22 protein-coding genes are annotated in these 21,926 nt (G+C 38.2%); 12 read left to right on the top strand and 10 right to left on the bottom strand.

Features of this window, described 5'->3' with window-relative positions:
* Nucleotides 1-4 precede the first annotated feature (4 nt).
* Nucleotides 5-1,024, top strand: a complete 1,020-nt coding sequence (locus ACQ7EO_RS20780; RefSeq protein WP_434278610.1) for a carbon-nitrogen hydrolase family protein — start codon at nucleotides 5-7, stop codon at nucleotides 1,022-1,024.
* Nucleotides 1,025-1,226: 202 nt separating this feature from the next.
* On the opposite strand, the gene ACQ7EO_RS20785 is transcribed toward ACQ7EO_RS20780, so the two are convergent.
* The 3 genes from ACQ7EO_RS20785 to ACQ7EO_RS20795 form a co-directional block, all read right to left on the bottom strand.
* On the bottom strand, nucleotides 1,227-1,502 hold the full coding sequence (locus tag ACQ7EO_RS20785; protein ID WP_056517109.1) for a type II toxin-antitoxin system RelE/ParE family toxin: 276 nt from the start codon (nucleotides 1,500-1,502) through the stop codon (nucleotides 1,227-1,229).
* Entirely contained in the window at nucleotides 1,502-1,789 is a 288-nt protein-coding gene (locus ACQ7EO_RS20790) for a CopG family ribbon-helix-helix protein (protein ID WP_244014623.1), read from the bottom strand. The genes ACQ7EO_RS20785 and ACQ7EO_RS20790 overlap by 1 nt, the downstream gene beginning before the upstream one ends.
* Nucleotides 1,790-2,597: 808 nt before the next feature.
* Nucleotides 2,598-2,942: a helix-turn-helix domain-containing protein gene (locus ACQ7EO_RS20795; protein WP_434278611.1), complete on the bottom strand. Its 345-nt coding sequence runs from the start codon at nucleotides 2,940-2,942 to the stop codon at nucleotides 2,598-2,600.
* 389 nt (nucleotides 2,943-3,331) lie between these two features.
* On the opposite strand from ACQ7EO_RS20795, the gene ACQ7EO_RS20800 reads away from it, so the two are divergent.
* The 4 genes from ACQ7EO_RS20800 (at nucleotide 3,332) to ACQ7EO_RS20815 (ending at nucleotide 8,384) form a co-directional block, all read left to right on the top strand.
* A complete protein-coding gene (locus ACQ7EO_RS20800) occupies nucleotides 3,332-4,498 on the top strand; it encodes a hypothetical protein (protein ID WP_244014621.1) in 1,167 nt (388 codons plus the stop codon).
* A 346-nt stretch (nucleotides 4,499-4,844) separates the two neighbouring features.
* On the top strand, nucleotides 4,845-5,222 hold the full coding sequence (locus tag ACQ7EO_RS20805) for a hypothetical protein (RefSeq protein WP_434278612.1): 378 nt from the start codon (nucleotides 4,845-4,847) through the stop codon (nucleotides 5,220-5,222).
* A gap of 512 nt (nucleotides 5,223-5,734) precedes the next feature.
* Complete coding sequence (locus tag ACQ7EO_RS20810) at nucleotides 5,735-6,889, top strand: methionine aminotransferase (protein WP_434278613.1); 1,155 nt, start codon at nucleotides 5,735-5,737, stop codon at nucleotides 6,887-6,889.
* Nucleotides 6,890-7,016: 127 nt separating this feature from the next.
* A complete protein-coding gene (locus tag ACQ7EO_RS20815) occupies nucleotides 7,017-8,384 on the top strand; it encodes an MATE family efflux transporter (RefSeq protein WP_004718718.1) in 1,368 nt (455 codons plus the stop codon).
* A 110-nt stretch (nucleotides 8,385-8,494) separates the two neighbouring features.
* Here the strand turns inward: ACQ7EO_RS20815 and ACQ7EO_RS20820 are convergent, their stop codons facing one another.
* Nucleotides 8,495-9,340 carry an SDR family NAD(P)-dependent oxidoreductase gene (locus ACQ7EO_RS20820; protein WP_004818325.1) on the bottom strand — a complete coding sequence of 282 codons (846 nt, stop codon included), beginning with the start codon at nucleotides 9,338-9,340 and terminating at the stop codon, nucleotides 8,495-8,497.
* 212 nt (nucleotides 9,341-9,552) lie between these two features.
* On the opposite strand from ACQ7EO_RS20820, the gene ACQ7EO_RS20825 reads away from it, so the two are divergent.
* From ACQ7EO_RS20825 to ACQ7EO_RS20845, 5 genes are all read left to right on the top strand, one after another.
* Nucleotides 9,553-10,227, top strand: coding sequence for a TetR/AcrR family transcriptional regulator (locus ACQ7EO_RS20825; RefSeq protein WP_004718721.1), 675 nt, complete (start codon nucleotides 9,553-9,555; stop codon nucleotides 10,225-10,227).
* 273 nt (nucleotides 10,228-10,500) lie between these two features.
* The gene (gene phoB / locus ACQ7EO_RS20830; RefSeq protein ID WP_004718724.1) at nucleotides 10,501-11,211 is read left to right on the top strand and encodes a phosphate regulon transcriptional regulator PhoB; all 711 of its coding nucleotides are present in this window, start codon (nucleotides 10,501-10,503) and stop codon (nucleotides 11,209-11,211) included.
* Nucleotides 11,212-11,236: 25 nt separating this feature from the next.
* Nucleotides 11,237-12,595 (top strand): phosphate regulon sensor histidine kinase PhoR, encoded by a 1,359-nt coding sequence (gene phoR / locus ACQ7EO_RS20835; protein ID WP_004718725.1) that lies wholly within the window; start codon nucleotides 11,237-11,239, stop codon nucleotides 12,593-12,595.
* A gap of 24 nt (nucleotides 12,596-12,619) precedes the next feature.
* A complete protein-coding gene (locus ACQ7EO_RS20840; RefSeq protein ID WP_434278614.1) occupies nucleotides 12,620-13,054 on the top strand; it encodes a hypothetical protein in 435 nt (144 codons plus the stop codon).
* A 425-nt stretch (nucleotides 13,055-13,479) separates the two neighbouring features.
* Nucleotides 13,480-13,878 carry a hypothetical protein gene (locus ACQ7EO_RS20845; RefSeq protein ID WP_034611157.1) on the top strand — a complete coding sequence of 133 codons (399 nt, stop codon included), beginning with the start codon at nucleotides 13,480-13,482 and terminating at the stop codon, nucleotides 13,876-13,878.
* A gap of 112 nt (nucleotides 13,879-13,990) precedes the next feature.
* On the opposite strand, the gene asd is transcribed toward ACQ7EO_RS20845, so the two are convergent.
* The 3 genes from asd to pncB form a co-directional block, all read right to left on the bottom strand.
* Nucleotides 13,991-14,842, bottom strand: a complete 852-nt coding sequence (asd, locus tag ACQ7EO_RS20850; protein ID WP_004718731.1) for an archaetidylserine decarboxylase — start codon at nucleotides 14,840-14,842, stop codon at nucleotides 13,991-13,993.
* Nucleotides 14,839-15,687 carry a sulfurtransferase gene (locus ACQ7EO_RS20855; protein WP_035371610.1) on the bottom strand — a complete coding sequence of 283 codons (849 nt, stop codon included), beginning with the start codon at nucleotides 15,685-15,687 and terminating at the stop codon, nucleotides 14,839-14,841. Before ACQ7EO_RS20855 ends, asd begins: the two co-directional genes overlap by 4 nt.
* 92 nt (nucleotides 15,688-15,779) lie before the next feature.
* Entirely contained in the window at nucleotides 15,780-17,006 is a 1,227-nt protein-coding gene (pncB, locus tag ACQ7EO_RS20860) for a nicotinate phosphoribosyltransferase (RefSeq protein WP_434278615.1), read from the bottom strand.
* 279 nt (nucleotides 17,007-17,285) lie between these two features.
* On the opposite strand from pncB, the gene dtd reads away from it, so the two are divergent.
* A complete protein-coding gene (dtd, locus tag ACQ7EO_RS20865; RefSeq protein WP_434278616.1) occupies nucleotides 17,286-17,726 on the top strand; it encodes a D-aminoacyl-tRNA deacylase in 441 nt (146 codons plus the stop codon).
* Between the two features lie 94 nt (nucleotides 17,727-17,820).
* On the opposite strand, the gene ACQ7EO_RS20870 is transcribed toward dtd, so the two are convergent.
* The 3 genes from ACQ7EO_RS20870 to serB form a co-directional block, all read right to left on the bottom strand.
* Nucleotides 17,821-18,300 (bottom strand): SCP-2 sterol transfer family protein, encoded by a 480-nt coding sequence (locus tag ACQ7EO_RS20870; protein WP_434278617.1) that lies wholly within the window; start codon nucleotides 18,298-18,300, stop codon nucleotides 17,821-17,823.
* Between the two features lie 216 nt (nucleotides 18,301-18,516).
* A complete protein-coding gene (aciT, locus tag ACQ7EO_RS20875; RefSeq protein ID WP_004818318.1) occupies nucleotides 18,517-18,831 on the bottom strand; it encodes a ciprofloxacin tolerance protein AciT in 315 nt (104 codons plus the stop codon).
* Between the two features lie 430 nt (nucleotides 18,832-19,261).
* Entirely contained in the window at nucleotides 19,262-20,482 is a 1,221-nt protein-coding gene (gene serB / locus ACQ7EO_RS20880) for a phosphoserine phosphatase SerB (protein ID WP_434278618.1), read from the bottom strand.
* Between the two features lie 77 nt (nucleotides 20,483-20,559).
* Between serB and ACQ7EO_RS20885 the strand changes: the two genes are divergently transcribed.
* Entirely contained in the window at nucleotides 20,560-21,846 is a 1,287-nt protein-coding gene (locus ACQ7EO_RS20885; RefSeq protein ID WP_004818317.1) for a hypothetical protein, read from the top strand.
* Nucleotides 21,847-21,926: the final 80 nt, after the last annotated feature.

Raw genomic sequence — 21,926 nt, forward strand, 5'->3', positions numbered from 1 at the left:
ACTCATGAAAACTTCAATTAAAGTCGCTTGTGTACAAGCGGTTCCTGCATTTCTCGACTTACAAGGAAGCGTAGACAAAACCATCAAAATTATTGCCGAAGCAGCAGAAAAAGGGATTGAACTTATCGCCTTTCCAGAGACTTGGATTCCTGGTTACCCATGGTTTTTATGGTTAGATTCTCCCGCTGCAAATATGCCATGGGTATATCAATACCATCTCAACTCACTTGAGCTTAACAGTGACCAAGCCAAACAAATTGCGGATGCTGCAAAAAAATATAATATGCATGTGGTTTTAGGCTTGAGTGAGCGTGATCATGGCAGTCTGTATATTTCCCAATGGATTATTGATCATCATGGGGAAACCATCGCTGTTCGTCGAAAATTAAAAGCCACTCATGTAGAGCGGACTTTATTTGGTGAAGGTGATGGTAGTTCTCTGCAAGTCTATGACACTGCACTTGGTCGCATTGGGGCGCTGTGCTGCTGGGAACATTTACAGCCTTTAAACCGTTATGCAATGTATTCGCAGCACGAACAAATCCATATCGCAGCATGGCCTAGTTTTAGCTTATATACGGATATGACTGCCGCACTCGGTGCAGAAGTTAACAATGCGGCTTCACGTCTGTATGCAGCTGAAGGACAATGTTTTGTGCTTGCATCTTGTGCGATGGTTTCTCAGGAAATGATTGACGCTTTATGTAGCGATGACACAAAGAAACAGTTACTAAAAACTGGTGGCGGTGCATCACGAATTTATGGCCCTGATGGCGGTGATCTTGTCACTCCACTTGCCGAAGATGAAGAAGGTCTGTTAATCGCTGACATTGATCTTAATCATATTATTTTTGCCAAAAATGCTGCAGATCCTGTTGGGCATTATTCTCGTCCAGATGTTTTTCAATTGGTCTTTAATGCTCAACATAAACCCAACGTGATTTATTCAGCACCCGCTGTACGTTCCTCTATAGAGCCAACAAATGTAGATGTGACAGCAGAATTGGAGGTTGAAGGAGAATAAGTGAGGATTTGCTATTTTTGGTTGTGAAGGCGAACTCAATCTTGGTCAATTTTTAATTAAAGGAAGGTTCTATAAGGACCTTCTTTTAATAGAGGGCTCCTTGGCTATAAAATAATTTATTGTTTAAAATAAATTCTAAACCATGTCTCAAATAATAATTTCCTAAATTTTGATAACATTTTTCTATCAAATTAAATTATTTCTAATTAGCATCCCACTGTTGCGATGTATGTAAGACTCTTAAAATACGGACTGTATCTACAATGTCATACACCACAACATAATGTGGATGAACAACCAATTCTCTTGTTTCTTTCTTTTGTCCAATTCGTCCCATGAGATTATTATGGGCAAGTAAACTTACTTTCTCTCGAATTAACTCATCTAATTCAATTGCAGCAAGTGGATTCCTTTCATCAAGATAATCATAGATTCTCTCACGATCTAATTGTGCATCTACGGTCCAAAGAATATTCATTACTTTTTAGCAGTCAACCGTGCCAATGTTGCAGCTCGTTTTGCAGCAAATTTAGCTTCTACGTCCTCATGAGAAATCAGATTCCCCGCATTCGCCTGATCTAAGCCAATTTGTACTTGCTTTTGAAACCAGACATCATAAGATGCCGCTTCTTGTTGTTGCTTTACAAAATCGCGCATGAAATCACGTAATAATTGTGCTCCGCTACGATCCATATCTTTCGCAAAACTAGAAAACTCTTTCTTTAAAGACTCATCCACTCGGAATGTGAAAGTCGCTTCTGTCATAGTTTCAGCTCCAATGTGTTACATTTGAATTCAAATATAACACAAAGCAATATATGACGCACAAAAAACCTTTAGATGGATCTTGAAGTAAATGACTGCTTGATTCATAGATATTTAGCTATAAAAACGAACTAGTTGCCATTAAACAATTGGATATATTGGTTTGTGTAAATTACTACATCAATCAAATAGCACTGATTTATTTGAAACAAAGCCAGTATGATCCCTTAATGAGCCAAAGTTTTGATATATTCTTTCAAACCAAGGACAATTACTATTTTAGTCATGTTCCAAATACTCAGGATGAGCCATTGGAAGTTAGAGGGTTTTAACCAAACCAGTAAAAAAGCGATTCAATCTAGTATGTTCAAAAATATTGGGTAAAAAAAAGTCTATATGATTTTCAATTATACGAAAATTTGATTTTAAAAAATCGTGGGACATAAAAATCTCAAACAAAGCCGTTCTAGTAGGTTAACCCCTAGAGCGGCTTTAATTAAGACATTGATGCGAAAAGAAAAAATTAGCATTTCGCATAAACGGTATTATGTTATTTTTAGGAAAACTTAAAAATCCTATATCTTTATTAGTGAGTATTATTTCATTAAATTCAGTTCTTTAACCATAGATATTAAATCTTCCTCTAAATTATCATTTCTCCATCTCCACTCACATTCTTTTAAATGTAAATCAAAATATTTGGAAACCCCATTAAATTTAGACAAGCGGCATTCACAAAAAATCCAAAATAATTTAAGTTCCCTTGTATCAGATGAAAATGAAATAAATTTTGAATATTCCAAAGAAATTAAAAAAATGTAATTAATATTTTTATTAATAATTTTATTAGTGTTTTTTCTAAAAAAAAAATTAACATATGATATTCATCAATAGGAGTGAAATCTATAAAAATATTATTTTCTTTTTTATGAATGGATAATACCAATTTATGAAAATTTAAATTTGAATTGTCTCTGTATTCAAAACTAGATCTCTCTTTTTTTCTTTTTAAGTAAATTAAGTTTCTAAATTTATTATACCAATAATTTACAGTATTTCTATTTATTCTCGTTAGCTCTGCTGTTTTAGATGCAGTGTTATCTAGACAGAACATATTTATCAGCATTGTTATTTTTTGCGGACTTAGTCTCATTTTTAAAAACTCTTTATATAAAAGGAAGTCCTAATTTAATAACCTATTTTTCAACTAGATACATGCTTATATTGAAGCCAACTAGTCTAGGTCTGTTTTTTTTAAATTCTATTTCTTAGAAAATTATTATAAGTTTTTACTTCCAGAAAAATATATTTAAGGGCTAAAAATATTATTTATATAGTGTGTGAAAATTATTATTATGAGTTGCTGATTTTATATTTATAATGGCGAAAACCAATCATTACTTACAATGATAAGACACCATTATCTTATGAAAAAGTTACTTATGAAAAAGTCTAAAAACACTAAAAAATAAATATTGGATAGGCTTAAATATAATAATTTTTTAAAAAAGATCGATTAGGATCTTCATATGAGGTAATACCATGAATTCTGATACTAAAACAAATGTACAAAAACTTAATGCTGCCTGGAAAGAGGTAGTAACTAAAGCCCTCGGCCTAGATAGTTCGTTTAAACTAGCTCAGGGCAGTTTGGGTCTTCAAACCACCGACAGCAGCGGCCTATTCAGTATGGCTGATGCTATTCCACCCAACACAGATCTCTACGATGCAGGTAGCGTGGTAACGTTTTCTGGTAGTTACAAGATGCTCTTGCAAGCGCTCCTTGCTGAGCACGGCACAGATCTCGCTGCCTATCTCGGTGATAATTATATTAATTGGATCAATTACAGGAATGCTTACTTTACAGCAAACCCACTTAGCGAAGAGGCACAAGAGGTGGTCTTCAAGAAGTTCGCTAACCAACGCCTGGATCCTCAGAGTATCCCTGGAGCCCTTTCTGCATTCCAGAAACAGGCTCAGGCACCACTGAATTTAGCCTTAGATGCGGTCCGTAAAACATCAAATTACCAGCAATTCACCAGTACATCAGGCCAAATTACGACTTTGCCAATCTATGCCCCAACCCTTGACAATGCTAAGATTCAGCTCAATGAAGGGGCTGGCCCGTTCACGATCGACTTCAACTCGACTGAAACAGAGAAAACACTAACTCAAACCCAAATTGACGGCGCCGCAAGTGGATTCTGGAATATATTTGATGGTGGTGTGAAAGGAGACTTTGAGAAGCTAAATGCAAAAGCTGCTACTTCTGGTTTTACCATCCAAGGTCAAATTAACAAGATGGCAACACTTAGCGTTACTCGCGGTAATTGGTACTCAGATAATGAATACAAACGTGCCATCAATGCCAAAAATGATATGAGCATCTGGGATCCGCAAAGCAACGCAGGGAATTGGGATTCATTTTTCCAGCAGCCTGACGGTAGTCTTGCCCGTCGGGTAAGTCAGATAGTCCTAGTCAGCGATTACGAATTCACTGTTACGAGCAATGCAACATATAGTGATCAGGAATATCAACAGATTAAGACCTCAGCGACATTCGGTATTTGGCCATTTTTCTCTGCGAGTGCTTCAGCAACTCATACCACTGACGTACAACATTCCAGCTCTGGTAATTTAGTGACCACGTTCAAACTAAATAAAGGACTATTCCAAATTTGGGGAGTAACAGTCCAGGATGCTTCCTAAGCGCTTCTGCTTTGTACGTTAGTTAGTCATACCATTGTCGTTGTAGGGACTATTAAGCAACCAAGATTGAGCCCAGTTATCCATGATAAGGTAACTCTTATTAACCCAAACAATCCAAATGGTTAAAATTTCTAGGTTGGAAGGCTGTAAAAAGTAAAGTTTATGAAAAAGACAGCAGTGTTAGGCTTCCATCCAACAAGCTAGTCTATGCCATTCACGGCACTAGACTAGCAGAATAGATATATCGGTCTAGAGGCACGGACATTCATGTCTGTTGCGCTTCGTCTTAGGACCTATGTTTTAAAGGCTGCCGATTTATCTGCATTAATTTTATAAGGAATTAATTATGAAAATGAATATAAGATGTTATCCCATATTAATCATTTCAGTATTTTTTACATCATCTGTTTTTGCTGCAATTCCAAATTGTAGCAAACTACCAAGCTATATTAGAGAGTTTGATCGTAGTATGAGAGTCTGTGTAAAAGATACAAGTATGTGTGGTACAGGTAAGGAAAAAATCGTAACACAGATATTCTCAAATAATGAAGGTAAACTTCCAAAATTAAAAAGTCCTTTTAGTTACATAGAAGGAAAATATTTTGAACAAGGTGAATATGATAAATATAATAAATTTAGGGTGGTTGCTAAGGTAGATGGAAAAAATAATTTTTCAGAAAGATACTATACTTCTGATCATTATATAAATTTCTGTAAGCTTTAAACCTTATACCAACTATAGCAATAGGATAATGCTAATCTAAACTTTTTAAGCCATTGAAATAAAAGGACATAATCCAATTTAATTTTCGACCAAGAAAAGCAAAGTAAGTTATGTCCGTCTCTGAATTTAGGCTCTGTCACATTAAAAGTTTAAAGATAACAAGAGTGCGAGATAGTGCAGAAAAACTTCTAAATATTCATTAATTTTGCAATCTTAAAAAACTCTTATTCAAAATCCCAAACAATGGAATCCCCCCACTAATTTCAAATCCATTTAACATAAAGCCTCTTATACGAAGCCTACATCTGCCTTTAACTTATAGACCCCATCACATTCATACCAACTCAACTTCCCCCATATATTGTGTAACTAAAAATTACGCCCATCGAAAACCTAACTTCATCAATCTCAAACTCCCATCGCCCCCTAACCAATAGATTACTTAATCCTATTCAGCTCATTAAAACGACCTGCTAAACTGCCGCTAATGCATTTATAAAATCAGTCTGGTCATGATCGAAATTCACTCCAAACTCCCTGCTCAAGGCGTCACCATTTTTAGCATCATGACCGCTATGGCACATCGTCTTAACGCCCTTAACTTGTCACAAGGTTTCCCCGACTTTGACGCACCACCTGCATTACTACAAGCACTGAGCCAAGCCACATTAGACGGTTTTAACCAATACGCAGCTGGCGATGGTTTATTAGCGCTAAGAGAACAACTGGCTCAATTGTTTTTAAAACGGGATCAATTACAACTCGATCCCATAACCGAAATCACCATCACCCCGGGGGCAACGATCGGGATTTTTAGCGTAATACAAACCATCATCCACCAAGATGATGAAGTGATTATTTTTGATCCTAGCTATGATAGTTATGCTCCGAGCGTGCAATTGGTCGGTGGTAAAGCCATTCATATCCCACTCAATGCGCCTGAGTTTTCTGTAGATTGGAATCAAGTCAAATCTGCGATTACAGATAAAACCCGTATGGTCATTGTAAATACTCCACACAATCCAACTGGGGCGATTTGGTCTAAACAAGACTGGCTAAATTTAATTGAACTGATTCAAGATAAAAATATTATTGTGCTTTCAGACGAAGTCTATGAACATCTAATTTTTGACGGCGAAAAACATTATTCGGCATTGTCATTTCCAGAACTCAGAGATCGTAGTTTTGTGGTGGGTTCTTTTGGTAAGACCTTTCATGTGACAGGTTGGAAAACAGGTTATTGCATTGCGACACCAGAGCTCATGAAAGTATTCCGTCAAATTTATCAATTTGCCAACTTCTGTGGGGTAACCCCCGTGCAAATGGCACTTGCCAATTTTATGCAACAACATCCTGAACATATTGATGGCTTATCAAGCTTTTATCAGCAAAAGCGTAACCTGTTTATTTCAGGTATTGCGGATTCAAAATTCAGTTTAATCCCCTCTCAAGGCACATTCTTTCAAAATGTTGACTACAGCCAAATTCGCCCAGATTTAAATGATGTAGAGATGTGTAAATTCTTAGCGGAAGAACATAAAATTGTGGCGATTCCAGTTTCTGTTTTTTATAAGCAAGCCCCTGAAAACTTACGTTTAGTGCGTTTTTGTTTTGCCAAAAAGGAACAAACTTTAATTCAGGCCTGTGAAATTTTAAATCAAATTTAATCCCGATCCATACAGATCATCTCTGTAAAATTAAAGCCTGAGTTACTCAAATACTCAGGCTTTTTACCCAGCGTTTGTTATATTATCAATAAGATAAAGACACTCGAAATAGACAGTAGAATAAAAGATGCCAGCTCGTCCCGATATGCTTCACCAACCCAAATTCTGGAAGGTTTTTTTAATCTTCCTTGGCCCACTGATTCTAACCAATATTCTGCAAAATCTGTCTGGAACAATTAATACCATTTTTGTTGGGCAGATGCTCGGTGTAGAAGCGATTGCCGCGATTTCGGTATTTTTCCCGATTCTATTTTTATTGCTGGCTTTTGTGATTGGTCTATCTACAGGTGCAACTGTGCTGGTTGGGCAAGCGTGGGGCGCCAAAGATATCGAAAAAGTGCGTACCATTGTTGGCGCATTGTTATTTATGACCCTCATTGGTGGATCAATCATTGCCTTTTTAGGGGTGTTTTTTGCCAAAGAAATTCTATTGCTTTTGGGTATAGATCCCAAAATCATGCATCTTGCACTGCCCTATGTTCAATGGATGCTAATGAGTAGTCCTTTTCTATTCATCTACATCACCTACACCTCTATTTTACGTGGTGTGGGCGACAGTACCACACCCTTAATGGCTTCAAGTCTGACGATCATTGTGGGTGTGATTGTAACCCCAGCCTTGATTGGCGGTTATTTTGGTCTACCTAAGCTTGGCATTATTGCTCCAGCGATTGCCAGTGGATTAGGCTTTATTTCGACCTTAGCTTTCCTCTATATCTATTTAAATAAAAAAGATCATGCTTTAAGACCAGATTCAGCGTTAATCCAACATATCCGCTATCACCCACAATTTAGTCGCAGTATTTTGCGCTTGGGCGTGCCGACAGGTATTCAAATGGTGACCAACTCGGTCGCAGGTCTGGTGGTGATTGGACTGGTTAACCAACATGGTGCACATGCAACAGCGGCATATGGTGCAGTCAACCAAGTGCTCAACTATATCCAATTCCCTGCATTGTCGATTGCCATTGCAGGTTCCATCTTTGCGGCGCAAGCGATTGGTGCTGGGAAGTCTGAGCTGTTGGCAAAAGTGACGCGAACAGCGCTGCTGAGTAATATTGTGATTACAGGTTCATTGGTACTCTTGGCCTATATTTGTTCAAAATATTTGATGGCGTTGTTTATTACAGATCCATCAGTGATTGAATTGGGTCAACAATTATTATTTATCGTGCTGTGGTCGATTATATTTTTTGGTGCAAGTGCAATTTTTGCCTCAATCATGCGGGCTAGCGGAACCGTGACTGTTCCTATGATTTTTAATATTTTATCCATTCTGCTCATTGAAGTTCCATGTGCTTATTTATTTAGTCAGTGGTTTGGTTTACAAGGCATTTGGTATGCGCTTGCACTGACCTTTTTCAGTCTATGTCTCATGCAAGGTTTGTATTATCAATTTGTTTGGAAAAAGAAAACGATTGAGATCTTAATTTAAATGGATGGATGTTGAGTTCTCATTCAACAGATTATTTCGCAATGTCTAATTCGCGATGTCTAAAATGAAAAAAACCGTCAGCTTGACGGTTTTTTCATTTTATAAATCAATTATTTTGGTTCTAGCTTTTTACTAAACTTGGTCGCAAAACCTGTAATTTTTTGATATCCAGTCGGTAAAATACGCTGAATTAAATCCAAAGTTTTTGCATCATTTCCAATAAGCAAACGACGTTTGTCTTTTAGTACAGCATCCAACATCTGTTGAGCAGCATCTTCTGGTGGCATACGTAATAGTTTATTAAATGCTTTTGCTGATTTGTCAGGATTCATTCCCAAAGAACGTAAACTGTCATTCATACGCGCATCATTTGCAATATTGGTACGAATGCCGCCTGGGTGAACACATAGCGCTGATACACCACACTTTTCGATATCTAATTCTTGACGTAATGATTCAGTAAAACCACGTACCGCAAATTTAGATGCATTATATGCAGATTGAGTCGGTTGAGCGGTTAAACCAAACAAGCTCGAAATGTTGATGATATGCCCATCACCTGTTTTCTTGATATAAGGTAAAAATTCTTTTGTTCCGTATACAACGCCCCAGAAATTGATATCCATGATCCATTCTAGTTCGTCATAAGATGCACCTTCCACGGTAGAACCTAAAGCTACACCAGCATTGTTAAAAATCATGTTTACAGAACCATGATTTTGCACCGTATCCGCAGCCCAAGCTCGCATTTCTTCAACTTTGGCAACGTTCACTTTCTTCGAGGTCACACGAACATTATACGGTTTGACCAGTTCAACAGTTTCAGCTAAACCTTTTTCATTCACATCACTAATGGATAAATGACAACCTGCTTTTGCCAATAAAATAGCAAGTTGTTGTCCCATACCAGAGCCAGCACCAGTAATTGCAGCGACTTTGTTTTTAAAATTTTTCATTGTCTATCCTTTTTTAAACCCGCACAAAGCATTCAGAGTGATGTGCAGCTCACTTGCTCAATATAATTTTGACAATCATTATTGTCAATATTATATTATGATTTAGCCGATGTTTTTTTATACAAAAATTCTAGAATAGGTTTCAATGGCTTTTATTGCTAAAATAAGCGCTTCTTTGTGACAATCAAATATGACACGAGTAATTTTTTACAATGAATGAGCCACTTTCCACTGAAAAGAAAACTATAAATAAAGCTGCCAAAGAGCGTCAATTTAAAGGCATGTCCTTATCTGAGCGGAAACTTGCACGTCGAGAAAAGTTGATCGAAGCAGGGATTGAAGCTTATGGTACACATGGCTTTTTTTCTGTCACCGTCAAAGATATTTGTAATGAAGCCAAGCTAACTGAACGTTATTTTTATGAGTCCTTTAAAAAAAGTGAAGAACTGTTCCAAGTCATCTTTCTACAACTGATTGAACAATTACAACAAACCGTGATGCAAGGCGTCATGCAAGCAGCACCTGATCCTAAAAATATGATCCGTGGTGGCTTAACTGCAATCTTTACCATGTTAAAAAATGATCCACGTGTGGCGCGTATTATTTATATCGATGCCATGCTGGTTCAAGAGCTGCATAATCATGCCACGATCCATGAAACGATGGGCCGTTTTGACCGATTAATTCACTCCTTTGTCACCCTGATGATGCCGCATATTGAACGTAGTGAACAAGAAATTTCCTTGGTAGCCACAGGTTTAAATGGCTATGTGACTCAAATTGCGGTTCGCTGGGTCATGGGCGGATTTAAACAATCGCTTGAAGAAATTGTCTCAGCATGTGAAATTGTATTTATATCGCTGATTGATTCATTTTCATCTAAATAAGCTTTTTAGCCTGAATGACCCTGTCATAAAATCGTCACAAAACTATCAAATAGCGTATTTTTATGTTCAGTTTAAATAAATTTCTTTTCTCAAAATGGAACATTTATTTAAAAATGTCATGGATTATTCATCATATCGACGATTATTTGTCACATTTTTTTGCAAAAATTCGTCAACATCTTCTTTTTGCAATGATACTGTCATAATTAATCTTTGTAATAAGCCTGTCATAAATAAAAGACGGTACACCGTTCATACATAGGATATTGCGTTGTGAAAGATGACTATATATTAATCGTCGATGACGAACTTCCGATTCGAGAAATGATTCATACCTCATTGGATATGGCAGGTTTTCAATGCCTGCAAGCTGAAGATGCAAAACAAGCCCATCAAATGATTGTTGACCAACGACCATCTTTGATTTTACTCGATTGGATGATGCCTGGCGGTGTGAGCGGTGTAGACTTATGTCGTCGCTTAAAACGTGATGAAAACTTGGCAGAAATTCCAGTCATCATGTTGACAGCACGTGGCGAAGAAGACCATAAAGTTCAAGGTCTTGATGCTGGTGCAGACGACTATATGACCAAACCATTCTCTACCCGTGAATTGGTTTCGCGTATCAAAGCTGTCCTTCGTCGTGCCAATGCACTCAGTGGCGAAAAAACCATTGATGCCAATGGATTAATACTTGATCCAGTGAGCCAACGTGTTAGTTTTAGTGATAATATTTTAGAAATGGGTCCAACAGAATACCGCCTATTGGCATTCTTTATGACACATCCTGAACGTGCTTATACACGTGCCCAGTTACTTGATCAGGTCTGGGGTGGTAACGTGTATATTGAAGACCGTACCATAGACGTACACATCCGCCGCTTACGTAAAGTGCTTGAACCTTATGGTGCTGATCGCTACGTACAAACTGTACGTGGAACGGGTTATCGCTTCTCTACCCGTGCAGATGTTGCTTTAGGTTAAGCATTCTCAAGGTAAATAAATTTCTATGTATGAACCCTACCCCGTCCCAGATCTTGCACGAGAACATAAAAAATTCCGTTACAGTAGCTTGTGGGAATTTGCAAAACAAGATTTACGCCTGCTTGGTTTTTTACTCATCATTGGCGGATTTATTGGTTTAGGGATAGGGTATTTTTGGATTTGTATTTCCATTGGTTTTGCTGTTTTTTTTCTATTTCAATTACGCTCTTTATACTTGGTGAATGAGTGGATTTCAAATCGTCCTTACGACTCTCCACCCAATCTAGAAGGTATTTGGGGAGCGCTGCTTTTTAATGTTTATCGTGCTCAACGCCAAGAACGGGTTGTTCAAGCTGAAATGGTCGGATTGATTGACCGTGCGCAATCCTCACTGATTGCTTTAGCTGAAGCTGTGGTTTTAACGGATGAATTACATCAAATTGAATGGTGGAATCCTGCTGCTGAAAGACTGTTGGGCATTCAACCGCTAGATCGTGGTCGTAATATCTTGACCATTATCCGCCAGCCGAGCTTTATTGAATATTTTAATAATATCGACCAATCTCCAGATGGCATTAAAATAAAATCTTCGGTTTATGAGGAGCATTATGTACAGATTAAACTGACACGTTTTGGTAGTGAAAGTCGTTTGCTCGTCGCTTACGATGTCACACGTGTACATAATCTGGAACAAATGCGCAAAGACTTTGTTGACAATATTTCACATGAACTTCGTACTCCGCTAACTGTACTCAGTGGCTATATCGAAACCTTTACCGACCAAGAAGATTTAAATCCGCGCTGGAAACGTGCCTTTGAACAGATGCAATCGCAAACACGTCGAATGAATGCGTTGGTCAATGACTTACTCTTGCTTTCACGTTTGGAAGGCAATAAACAAGTTGCAAAAAATCAAATCATCGATATGCCAAATTTGATGAATCAGCTTTTTGATGATGCACAAGCCTACAATGTCGATTATGGCCATACTTTAAATTTAGATATCGACAGTCATTGTGACTTAATTGGCTCTGATGCAGAGCTTGCCAGTGCGTTTAGTAATTTAATCACCAATGCGATTAAATACACCCCTAAAGGTGGCACTGTTACAATCGGCTGGCATGATGACAGTGAACATGGTTATTTCACTGTTGAAGATACCGGGATCGGGATTGACCCAAAACATATTCCACGTTTAACCGAACGCTTTTATCGTGTAGACAGTGCACGAAGCCGCCAAACAGGTGGAACAGGTTTAGGGCTTGCCATTGTGAAGCATGTTTTAATGCAACATAATGCGTATTTAGAAATTGATTCTAAAGAAAATCGGGGGTCTATTTTTAGAGTGGTTTTCCCCAAAGAGCGCCTTGATTTTGCAGGTTAATATTTGATTTTTTGATTAATTCGAATGAAACTATTTCTAGATTGTGAGTTTAATGGCTTTGGCGGTGATTTAATTTCGCTGGCATTGGTTGATGAGAATAATCAACATTTTTATGAAGTTTTAGAATGCGCTGACCCAATTACTTGGGTTAAAGACCATGTCATGCCTCGTTTAAATCAAAAACCGATTTCATTAGCGCAATTTCAAAGTCACTTACAGATTTATTTATCTCAATATACAAGTCTTGAAATTGTGGCAGATTGGCCAGAAGACTTTGCCTTGTTTACCCGTAGTCTGGTACTTTCTGCAGGAAAATGTATCCGAACACCTCCGCTGACCATGCAGTTATGGATGCAGGATCCAATCGAAACCCATGTTGCCTCTGAAAACCCACACAATGCCTTAGCAGATGCACAGGCTTTAAAGCTGTCTTATTTCAATGCATCGAAATTAATCTAAAATCTATTCCAGATTTAGCCGCACATTTTTATCAGGTTGCTATTACATAGAAAGAACCACCAAATAGCTCACACTGCTTGTGTATTTACCATTGGAAAGATGCTTTGACTCGGCAAAAGTATATTTGGAAATTAATACTAAAAAATCGATGTCCAACTTTTAAAATCGTTTTCCTCAAAAAGCACTTATGCCATAACGAAAATCTATTCTTAGACGTGTGCTGTATGTCTTCATAATAAAATTCGAGATCAAGTTGAATAAATGACTTTAGATTATAAAAATAAATCCTACTTATATTAATGTTGACCAAGTCACACTAGTGAAATATATTGAGAAATATATCTGATTTTAAGCGTTATTTTATCATCGGCTATTTTTATAAAAATCTATTCATAAATATCAACAAATCAAAAATGGACATTACAATGAATAAATATAAATTTTCTATTGCAGCTGTTTTAGGATTATTACTAAGTGGCTGTGACACGACCATGGCAAAACTCTCTTACAACAATCTAACAGGGAAAACTGCAAATGAGATGATGAATACCACTCGTGAAGGAAAATACGGTCCAGTATGGGGAAAGCCTTATACGACTGGCGTTGACAAGGATGGAGGTCAATTATTTTTTTATTGGATACGTTCCGATATGGGAATAACAACCGAACAATGTGGACAAGGCATGGATCAAGGTGTTGTGATCCAATATATGTGTAGTTATTCCAATGTCTGGTGGAAGGAATGGAAGATTAAATTTGGACAAGACGGACGAGTCTCTGAATGGAAAGTCGTTTCTTTTAAGGCGGAAAAGAACCGCTTATAACAGGCTTACATCAAATCTTATTCGGCTTTGTGAGATTGACTCTGTTACTCAAAGTGATACAGAGTTAATCTCAATCAACCATTTGAAAAATATAATGATCCATTGATCTCTATTATATTTGATGTCCTAAAGCTTCACCCATCACCACAATAGAATTGGCTTTAAACTGTTCATCCCAAGTGATTTTATTCTGTTCAAACAATACAACTGCGGTTGAACCTAAATAAAAACGTCCAAGTTCAGCACCCTTTTCTAAGGCTAAATCATGCTGGTTTAACTCTAAACGCCCTGTTGGTTTTACTTTGCCAGTCGCCACAGTTTCAATTCCTGCCACGATCATTGCACCCACGAGAACAACCGCCATACGTCCCAATTCGGTATCAAACAAACATACCATACGCTCATTACGCGCAAATAAACCAGGAATATTCTCTGCTGTCGTTTGGTTTACTGAAAATAACTCACCAGGGATATACAAGGTTTCGGTCAACGTTCCTGCAAATGGCATATGGACACGGTGATAATCACGTGGTGACAAATAAACCGTGGCAAATTCACCATTGATAAATGGTGCAGCCAATTGCGGATCGCCAATCAGTTTGTCTACAGAAAAACTTTGGCCTTTGGCCTGAAAGACATCACCATCTTTAATTTTACCCAACTGAGAAATTGCACCATCTGCTGGAGAAACAATACTGGTCTGATCTGCGTCAATTTCTCGAACACCGTCTTTTAAGGCACGGGTAAAAAATTCATTGAATGATTTATATTTTAAAGCATCACTTTGCTCAGCAATAGAAAGGTCTATCCCGTACTGTGCTTTAAATGCTTGAATCGCTAAATTTTTAACAATTGGATTTTCACTGGCTGCAACTTTACCAACAACACGGCTGAGTTGCTGTTGCGGAATGACTTTTTGTGCTTGGATAAAAATTTGTTTTTTTAACGCTGATGTAAGACTCACGCAGGTGATTCTCCAGTAATAATTGGACTATCGAGGCGATTGCCCCACTCGCTCCACGCACCATCATAGGCTTGAATATTCCAATCCAATAACCGACCCAAGATATAAGCCAGACCAGAACGATGATGTGACTGACAATACACCACCACAGGCTGGTCAAATTGAAAGCCTAATTGTTCTAGACGTTGTTGCGTGCGTTCTAGAGGATGCAATTTTAAATGATTTTGACGATTAATTGCAGTACTCCATTCAAAATGTTGTGCACTTGGAATGTGACCGCCGCGTCGCGCTGCTAAACGCTGTCCTGTATATTCTTCTGAAGTTCGACAATCCCAAACTTGAATCGCTTGCTGTTCAACCTTTTGCAACAGTTTGGCATATTCAATTCGGTGTTGATCAAGATGTTGTAAATTGACAGTAACTAAGGGTTCAACTTTGCTAAAGCTTTCCGCTTCAGCCGAAGTCGGGTAGCCTGCTGCCAACCATGCATGAATTCCGCCATTGAGGAGGCTAGTATTATAAAAACCAAGGCAATGTAAATTCCAAATCAAACGCCCAGCCCAAGCACCACCTTCATCATCGTAGACCACAACATGATGTTCGGGAGAGATGTTTAAATACTCAATCAGCGCTTTTAAACCGTCCTCATCGGGCAATAACCCTGAAGCTTGTTCTTCCTGTCGAACCAACAGTTGTGGTTTAACATGTAAGGCATGTGGAATATGTAATTGATCATACACAGAGCTACGACTTAGATCGACAATACGAATTTTGTCATGCCCTAAAAATGGCACAAGTTGTTCCGCTTCTATGAGTAATTCGAAGTTAAAGGCTGATGTAGTCATACGTTTTTCTATTTTAAGACCTTGAGCACAAATGATCTTAGCACAGTGTTTTTTAGCAATATGCTGATTTTTCACATTCTTTTAGCAAAAATTCAGATATCAATTTTCACTGCTTCGACAACTTCAGGTATTTCAAAGACCTGTCGTAAGTAAGCCAAGAAAGTATCATTATCCGTCATGGTTTTTCCGGGACTATCTGAAATTTTCGCCACAGATTGACCATTACACTCCACCAGTTTTAACACAATATTGAGTGGCGTTTGCCCCATATCATTGGTCAAATTGGTACCAATACCAAAACTAACTTGAAAACGATCTTTAAAGTATTGATATAACGCCCACGCACGCTCAATATCTAATCCATCACTAAAGGTCAGCATCTTGGTTTTGGTATCAATTTTCAGTTTTCGGTAGTGCTGATAAGCTTTATCGCCCCATTCAAATGGGTCACCACTGTCATGACGTAAACCATCGAATAACTTGGCAAAATACAAATCAAAATCTTGTAAGAATGCATCCATACCAACCACATCGGTCAAGGCAATGCCCAGATCACCACGATACTCTTGTACCCAGGTTTCTAAAGCTGCTTTTTGAAAATCTCTTAAACGGACATCTAGCGCTTGGAATGCTTGTAGAAACTCATGCGCCATGGTTCCAATGGGATGAATATTTAATTCCTTTGCCAAAAGGACATTACTGGTACCTCTAAACACATTGGGTACAGCTGCATGGAAGGTCTGGATCACATGTCTTTGCCAATCTAGACTATAACGACGACGAGTACCAAAATCTGAGACTAAAAATGGAGGAGCCTGTGTGCCTTGTTGTTGTTCAAATTTCTTTAATAATTCAACTTTGGCGTATAGACGACGTTCACCTTCAACATAAATGTCATCATTACGAATCCGGCTAAAATAAAGTTCATTGACAATCGCCAGAACAAAAATTTCAAACATCATCGCCTGAACCATTGGGCCTTCAACCCAAATGTCTAAACGACCTTGTTCATCAATACCCGCTTTAATAAAACGGCGTTTGAGTTGGAATAATTCTAAATAGTCGACAAAATCACTTTTGATAAAACGCATACTGCGTAAATATTGCAATTCATCTTCTTGGAATTTGAGTAAGCAGAGATGATCAAGCTGCTCGTTCAAGTCATCCAGAATATCCGTCAGGGGATAAACCGTAGCATCTAGATTACGACAGCGAAAGTGATACACACTGTGCGTTTGAGGAAATTTATGTAGCACCACTTGTAACATGGTAAATTTATATAAATCTGTATCGAGCAAGGATTGGATGATTGGCGCCATATCTATTTTAATTTCGCTATGCTGTTTTTATTAAAGCATATTTTTCACTGAGATAACGTAATCATTTATAAGTGATGAACTATATTTTCAGTTAAGCTCAACAGAAATCTCAGCAGAATTATTTTTTCAATTTATCTACTCACATGATAATTTTATAAATTCTATTTTTATTCAAAAGCTTATCAATAGCTTCAACTTTTCACCAATAGCGTACTCGCATCATCTTGATGGGTTTTCCCTGTTAGAATAGCGCTATCGTATTTTAGTCTTATTGTTTATATGCGCGCATTATTACAAAGAGTGTTAGAAGCCAAAGTCGTTGTTGATGGTGAAACCACTGGCGAAATTCAAAAAGGAATTTTGGTTTTTCTAGGCTTAGCGAAGGAAGATAATTTTGAAAAAGGTCAAAAATTAATTGATAAAATTTTGAAATATCGTTTCTTTGATGATGAGCAAGGCAAAATGGGCTGGAACGTCAGCCAAGCCAATGGCGGGATTTTATTGGTCTCTCAATTCACCTTAATGGCACAAACGCAAAAAGGCTTGCGTCCAGACTTTGGGCCAGCCATGCCGCCCGCTGAAGCCCAGACACTGTATCAACAATTGGTTGATTATGCTCGATCACAATTTAAAAATGTTGAGACGGGTATTTTCGCAGCGGATATGAAAGTGCATTTGGTCAATGATGGGCCTGTGACCTTTAACTTAGAAGTTGAATAATTAAAAGCTGAATAATCAAAAGCTTGAGCTTAATGCCAATGTTTAAATCTTAAAAAGCCCGATCTGATCGGGCTTTTTAAGATTTTCGATTCGCTTAGCGTCCAATCTTCTCTTTTAAGAATTGGCGTGCCAATTTAATTTTGTCTTTTACTGGTTTTGGAACTTTTGGTGGAATCAGTTTAGCCACTTGGTTAAACCAGACCAACAAACTGAAATCGCCTTCCATTTTGATGCTGCCGTTTTGCATACCCGTCATAAAAGCCGTTGGATCGCCTTTTACCAAAGTTTTTACACCTTGCTCACTGTCAGCAAACTGTAAAACAAAATCAGCTTTTTGTTCAGCACCTGAAACTGTATCAATTTGACCATTGTTCACAATAATTTGGCGTGCCACGCCCAAGTCGGTACCAATCTGAATACGGAACTGACGGTCATGGGTCAATTCAATAAATTTTGGACTGATACGAGCCAATTGTTTCATACGAAGTGCTAAACCCAATACAAGCAAATCCAGTGGATCTGTACTTGCATCAACGATTGGTAACTTCACAACTGGAATTGCAGAAAGTTTCATGACATTTAAGCCTGTTGTTTTTTAAATTAGATTCGAATTTGCTCATCCTAGCATAACTTGTCATTGCGTAGACATGGCTTTCAGAGCAAAGTATAAACTGAAAAAAAGGTATACCATTATGATATACCTTGGAATGTCTAAATTGATTTTTTTCGTGTAATTAAAGTCACTATTGTTATCTTAGCGTTCATATTGACTGAAGTTTTCACTCAAAACTTATTCATCTTCATAGACTGGGGTATGTTCAATATATTGGCGATTTGCCAATGCTTTTTGTGCACGACTGTCTTCACGCAATAAGAGTGCAATCAATGCTGACATCGCCAACATAATCGCGGTTAAATAGCTATATGCGACCGAAATATCAAAGATGTTCTGTACACTATAACGCATTGCTTCCAAGGTGCCCCAGAAGATCATGCCTGCAAACATAAACCCTAACCAATGACGATAAGGGGAAAAGAAAACGGTAGCCAACGCTGCAGCAATTAGACCGAATCCAATCAATGTTGCAAATGTTGTTGATACCATAACAACCTCCGTCAAAATGATGCCTTATAAAAAAACCGTTTAAATAGGTGTTTCACAACAATTTCAAGCTTTATAATTTTTCTTAAATCACCTTATAGAAGCTTATGCTTTGCATTATGTATAGTTTTTAAGAGAAGGAAAGCGCTGTTTTCTGCTTAAACGACACACTTTGTCGCAACATTCATTTGTCATTACATTTTTTAAGAATCCTGTTTTTCTCACAATCTAATTACCATCAATCATGCAGTGTCATTACAAAAAAATACACACAGCTTTTAATCCCTGAAAAACTTTTTTTAAGTTCTAAAACGAATATTTTTATCAAGCTGTTTTATTGAGCGCGAATGGCAGCAAAGTGATTCATTTTCAAATAAAAAATAGCGACTTAAAGTCGCTATTTGTCATGATTCTGCAATATAACCCATGTCATTTAAGCACGGGACAAATCTTTATCATGGACGCCTAAAAGATAAAGCACACCATCTAGGCCTACACTTGAAATGGCTTGATTGGCATTTTGACGAACCACAGGTTTCGCACGGAATGCGACTCCGAGCCCTGCAATTGAAAGCATCGGCAAATCGTTTGCACCATCTCCAACCGCAATCGCTTGCTCCGGTGAAATCCCCATTTTCCCAGCCAACTCAGTTAACAAATACGCCTTGCGCGCACCATCAACGATATGGCCTTTAACCTCACCTGTCACAACACCATTTTCAACATCAAGGATATTGGCATGCACTTCATCAATGCCCAATTTTTCTTGTAGATATTCAGCAAAGTACTGAAAACCACCAGATAAAATCGCAGTTTTATAACCCAATGATTTCAGTGTCGAGATTAACCGCTCGGCACCTTCTGTCACGGTTAGTCGTTCAGCAATTTGAGGCAATACTTTGGCATCAAGGCCTTTAAGTAACGCAACGCGTGCACGGAAACTTTGTTGAAAATCCAACTCCCCTTGCATTGCACGTTCAGTGATTTCAGCGACTTTATCGCCCACCCCTGCTTCTTTAGCAAGTTCGTCAATCACTTCTTGCTCAATCAAAGTTGAGTCCATGTCGAAGCAGACTAAGCGACGATTACGGCGATAGGCATTGTCTTCCTGCACCGCGACATCAATATTTAATTCAGCAGAAAGCCGTAAACATGCGGCACGCATCGCCTGTGCATCCAGCATTTGCCCACTCAAACCGAATTGAACACATGAACGTTTCAGCCCATCTTGGTGTCCATTACGTTCGGGACGACCCGACAAGCGCGTCACTGTTTCAATGTTAAAACCTTGACTTGAAACAATATTGGTTACCGCTTGTAGATGTTCGGCTGTGAGCTCTGGTGCTAAAGCGGTCACGATATAACGTGTGCGCCCACCTTCACTCACCCATTGGTCATATTCTGCGCCTGAAATCGGCTTAAAACGAACAGTTAAACCAATATCATGTGCTAAAATAAGGATGTCTTTCATGGCTAAAGCTGTTGCAGTTTGATCGTTTGACGACACTACAATACCTAAAGTCAATTGATTATGGATGACCGCCTGTCCTACATCTAATATTTGCAAAGAATGTACGGACAACACTTGCATTAATCGAGTAAACTGATTGGGTTGGTCAGGTCCTAAAAATGAAATAAGAATGATTTCTCGCATGAATTGACTCGGGTCTGAGCTACAACAATTGGAAGAATCATAATCGAAATCGAAATTTTTTGCTTTGGAAGTTTACGTTGAATGCGCCAAGACAAGGGCTATTTGCTAGCCTACTTATTGTAAGTTTTGCATTTCATACCTTTTTATTGGTAGTTGCAACAACACATCAGTTAAATGAAAACCGTGCCAGCCAAGGCCAACTCATGACCAGCCAATTGGTCACGGACAGCCTATCTGAACTCGAACCCGCAAATACGGTGTCATTGGCGCTGTTGGCAAATCGCTATGCGACCAATCCAAGCGTGGCTTCGATTCGAATACTGGATGCTAAAAAACAAGTGCTGGCAACCAGTGGTATGGCAAAAACTCGTCAAGGTGAAGTTTTTGTTCGTGATGCATTACAGAACGAGAAAAAAGTCGGCACAATTGAAATTACCTTGATCAAGCCAAGTATTGGTGAAATTTTACGGACCCAATGGCTGGCTATTTTAGTGTCCTTATTAATTCATACCTTTTTATGGTTGGCCTACCGTGCCATCGCTCGCCCAACGCGCAGTGAATTTTTGGCTCGCATCAACAATGAAGCCCGTTTAAAACACGAGATTCAACAACTGACTGAAGCACTTGAAGCTGAGAAAGCCAACCGCACGATTGCGATTGCGCAAGCTCAACAACAAGCGCAAGCCAAAGCAAAACCTGAACCCAAAACGCCTGTAACCGCGACACTGGAAAATGACCAAGAGATTTTGGCACTGAATATTCAGTACTATGATCCAAAGCAACTGATGAATACGGTCAACCAGTCGGTTTCACTGCCTTATTTTAATTTATGTCAGATTTTTCTGAATAAAAGTATTGAACTTTGCGCACAGCATTTCAAATTGAATGCAAAAGATTTCACCATTCATCAAGAGTTTAATCAGAATGGCGCAATCCTGAGTATTGATGCTGAAACACCCAATGCAGCACAATCTATATTAATGGTTGGTTCGGTATTTCAATTATTGTCAGAAGTTCTGTATAAACGTTACCGTGAAGACAAACGCTTTGTGTTACAGACACGTTGTGCAGTCACCACCTCAGTAGAAGCGATGCAACTTGATGCATCTCAAGCGGCTGAGCGCTTGGTGAATCATTTAATTGCCAAAGAAATGGCATTGTATTTAAGCAATGATCAACTCAAGCATATTGGTGATTGTTATCAATTGGTTGCCTTACCAAATCCAACCAATGTGTTGACCCGTCACTCATTTATGATCAATGGTATGAATAATGACTGTGCTGAACTTGCACAAAATATTCGTACTGAGATTTTAAAAGGTAAGAAAAATACACCGAATTCTGAAGCAATCTCAGAGAATTAAATATTTACCATCTATTAACCCTCCTCTTTTTTAAAGTGCGAGGGTTTTTCTTTTATTACGCTCAATTTCCGATAAGTTAA

Source organism: Acinetobacter sp. CE-15, from assembly GCF_051059255.1.
Lineage (GTDB): Bacteria > Pseudomonadota > Gammaproteobacteria > Pseudomonadales > Moraxellaceae > Acinetobacter > Acinetobacter guillouiae.